The following is a 3,715-nucleotide window of genomic DNA, read 5'->3' as shown; positions in this document are numbered from 1 at the left end:
GTCTACAGAAAGTATTAAATCTGTCGACCATTTGGGGGTAACCTCACACTTTCCTAAGATCAATAAAAATTCGTAAAATGAAATATCTATTAACAAATAAATCATTACATTATTAAATAATGTATTTACATTATACATCTATTTAATTATTAGTTGTAGAAATTAGTGACAAAAATTAAATTCTATAAAAAAATCAATCATTTACATTTTACATGTGTATAGTAATCATAACAAGTTCGAAGAAATTGTTAGAAATCTCTAACATAAATTTAACAGTTAGAACTAAATATAATAAATTTTTTGATCACTTTTATTAGGTCAACTATAAAAATATAACCCCACAAATAAAAAGTCGTTCTTCCCAAACAAAAATACCCCCTCTAACAAAGATCTCCCACCCCAAACAAAAAAATTAACCACAAAAAAATTAACCAAGAAGAAACTTCTTGGTTAACTAAGTGCTGTTTTTATAATTATTAAAAGTCCAGTATCTAACTTAAATCCTTATAGCTAGATTAAAACCTAAGTCAAACACTAAACTATATAAATAGGCTTTACTTATAAAATGTTATTCTTAACTTTGCACTCTCTCAATAATACCTCATCGAGGTAAACCTTGGAATCTTAAAATCTTGTAAACTTGCAAATCTTGCAAATCTTAAAATCTTGTAAACTTGCAAATCTTAAAATCTTAAAATCTTGTAAACTTGCAAATCTTGCAAACCTTGAAATCTTTAAGGTATTGCGGAGAATGCAGCCAAACACTTAGACTTCTATTCAGCCACAAATGGATCTTTACTTACAAACTGATTGTTTTCTTTCTTAGTAGGTAAAATAGCTAGGGCTATACGGAAATTTAAATAAACCACGCAAGCAATAATACCTAAAAAACCTACAGCACTAAAGAACTCTGATACTACCAGTAAGGTCATTACTACTAAGAACAACCAATACACTACTCCAGACTGTCCAAGGTCATGTAGTCTACGAATACTTGCTGACATGTAAGCAAAGAAATTTACCACTACTACTGCCACTAAAACAAGAATTGAGTAACTAATTAGCGCATTAGCTCCAGAGCTTAACTGCCCTTGATCATAAGCACTATAAACATCTTCTTGCGTAAAAGCTGGTATGAGGAAATAAAAGTAAGCAGCAAACGCTAGTAGGATTCCTAAATTGTAGAAAAACCAAACGACAAAAGATCTACGATTTTCACTACCTGAGAAGTTAAAGATATGACGATAGTGAAGTAAAATTGTTTTACAAAGAGAAAGTTTGTTTGTCATATAAGAATGGATGAAAGTAGAAATGTAACTATGCTTTTAACTAACACTATCTTTTAATCTAAGACGTATTTTTTAAAGCACTATCTACCAAGTATAGCATACTCAAAAATTAAACTTAAAATTTGTTGATAAAACTGGACAAAGTTCGAATTTAGGTATTTACTATCATACCTTACCATTGGTTGCTCTACCATTGATTAGGTACTAGACTATGAGCTATTTCTACCATTGGTTACTAGGCACTAGACTAGGGACTATTTCTACCGTTGGTTACTAGACACAAGACTATGAGTTATTTTTCTACTATTAGCTATTCGAATACCGAGAAAGTTAATGTAATTGTAATTACTGTTTCTTGCTAGGTGCGTGCTAGGCTATTACTCTTACTTTAGAAGCATAAAACACGCATAAATTGTGATGATTTTTGCTTTTCGAAAAAGCCCCTAGCACAAAAGTGCTAGGGGGGAACATCATCATGTCACACCGGATATCTTAGTTTTTGGTTGTGCGACTAATGTGATCTTTTTAACGATAAGTTAAAGTACTTTATATATAAAAATATATCCCTTTATAACTTATGAGTATCGTTTCTTATTCTTAACTTTATTACCTGCAATAACAAGAATAATTAATTTAAATTAATTATTCTCATTTCTTGTATATGTGTATAGAATATCACGTATTTTTATCTTGAGATAATGAATTTGTACATTTTTTTACAAAAATGGTAATTTGACCACTTTTTGTAACTTTTTAAGTACTTTTTTGCAAAGTTTTGATCTTTTCTTGATCCATTTTAGATTGAGACCACTCATTCCAAACTTTGAGCTTCGCTCTACAAGTTGTCCTTGCTATGGCTAGTTATGCCAAGTTGTGGCGATTCACAATTCAAACCTTAAGATTCAAAACTTAAAATTCAAACCTTAAATTATTCTTTGTCATCCATTGTAAAAACTTCAGTTACATAATCCGGACGAACTAAAAATGGATTAGCCGTACGGTAAGGGTTATCTTCTTCTTTACTTTGCGCTACTACCAGAACTAAAGTAAATAGTAAACTCAGCGATGCTGAGATAATTACGTAAACTGGAGCTCCTCTTCCAAAAGCTGTTATTGCAAAAGAAACAAACAGCATAATCAGATATAGCACTCCAGAAAAGCCCATATCATGTAAACGACGTACATATGAACTAAAAGTCGTTAGAACAAGAGCTATTAACCAAGCTGCAACAATCATTCCCATCACCGCAGTCATAATCAGTGAGTAAACATTGTTACCCATTAATTCGCGCATGTGTAAAGTAATGATCACTAATCCAGAAAGGAATAATTCTTGAATAACTAACCCCACAAGGTAATATAGAAAAGATCTACGTGACTGATGACCGTTAAAGTTAAAGATGTTTTGGTAACTTAAAACTAAAGTCTTAAATAGCTTGGCTTCTTCCATCCTGCCCCCTAGTTATTGTGTACAGCCTTATACTACTATTGCTTAGTGCTTTGTATCTTGCCTTAATGCAACTTGTAACTCAAATTGTAGCTAGAACTACTGCTAGAACTACTGACTGGCAGTTATTCCTCAAGTTTTTATTCTTTGATCGATTAGTTCATTCCAGGATTATTAGCTTCTTAGATTCTTAGATTCTTAGTTTCTTCGATTCTTTGCTTATCAATTCTGCAATTCTGCAATTCTGCAATTCTGCAATTCTATGCTTTTTTGATTCTTCGATTCTTTGCTTCTATCCTTGCACTATAATCTGACCACTGTTAGCAAGGAAGAAGTCCTCTATATTAGCTAGCGAGAAATAAATCCTCTATTAGCTAGAATAGTTAAAAAGAAATCTACAGTTAACTAGAATTGAAATCTGCTGTTAGCGAGAAAAATATTTTGATCTCTAGAATAAAAATCTGCTGTTAACCAAAAGAAAATCCCTAATTAGCTAGAAAGAACAAAAAATTAGCCTCTAAACTTGAGATAGTCTTAAACTTAGTTACAATTGTTACAGTTACAACTCTGTATGTTTTAAACAACTAAATAAAAAGTTGGATTTATATTTTTATAATGTTTACTATAACTAATTTTTAACTTTTTTGTTACTTCTTTTTTACTAAATAGCTAGAAAATTAAAGAAATTCTATGAGATTTTAATCGAATCTACTTATTTTAGTGGGGAAATTAACTTTGACCAGTATGTTTAAAGGGGAAGGTAATTTTAGGAAAAAATTAAGAAGAATTTTATCCAAATGTAGGGGTAATTGTAAAAATTAGAGGGGAAGGAAAGAAAGTTAGGAAGGGCGAAATATTTAACGTGAAAATTTAAGCGTGACCAAAATTAGTGAAACTATCAGCTTGTAGTAATTAATGACGCAATCAATTTGTAGTAATTAATGACGCAATCAATTTGTAGAAATTAGTGACACAATCA

2 protein-coding genes are annotated in these 3,715 nt (G+C 30.9%); both read right to left on the bottom strand.

Annotated features, from left to right (window positions below; all coding sequences use genetic code 11):
- Positions 1-773: 773 nt before the first annotated feature.
- On the bottom strand, positions 774-1,289 hold the full coding sequence (locus tag CKF54_RS01800) for a DUF805 domain-containing protein (protein ID WP_119524575.1): 516 nt from the start codon (positions 1,287-1,289) through the stop codon (positions 774-776).
- Between the two features lie 928 nt (positions 1,290-2,217).
- The gene (locus CKF54_RS01795) at positions 2,218-2,739 is read right to left on the bottom strand and encodes a DUF805 domain-containing protein (protein ID WP_119524574.1); all 522 of its coding nucleotides are present in this window, start codon (positions 2,737-2,739) and stop codon (positions 2,218-2,220) included.
- Between the last annotated feature and the right edge of the window lie 976 nt (positions 2,740-3,715).

It is taken from the genome of Psittacicella hinzii, from assembly GCF_003585885.1.
Taxonomy (GTDB): domain Bacteria; phylum Pseudomonadota; class Gammaproteobacteria; order Enterobacterales; family Psittacicellaceae; genus Psittacicella.
Note: the sequence above shows the minus strand (reverse complement) of the source record. Positions and strands in the feature narration are given on the sequence as shown.

What these genes read in the sequence shown, in the direction of transcription:
- CKF54_RS01800 (WP_119524575.1), bottom strand. Translation starts at nt 1,289, where the DNA reads ATGACAAACAAACTTTCTCTTTGTAAAACAATTTTACTTCACTATCGT.
- CKF54_RS01795 (WP_119524574.1), bottom strand. Translation starts at nt 2,739, where the DNA reads ATGGAAGAAGCCAAGCTATTTAAGACTTTAGTTTTAAGTTACCAAAAC.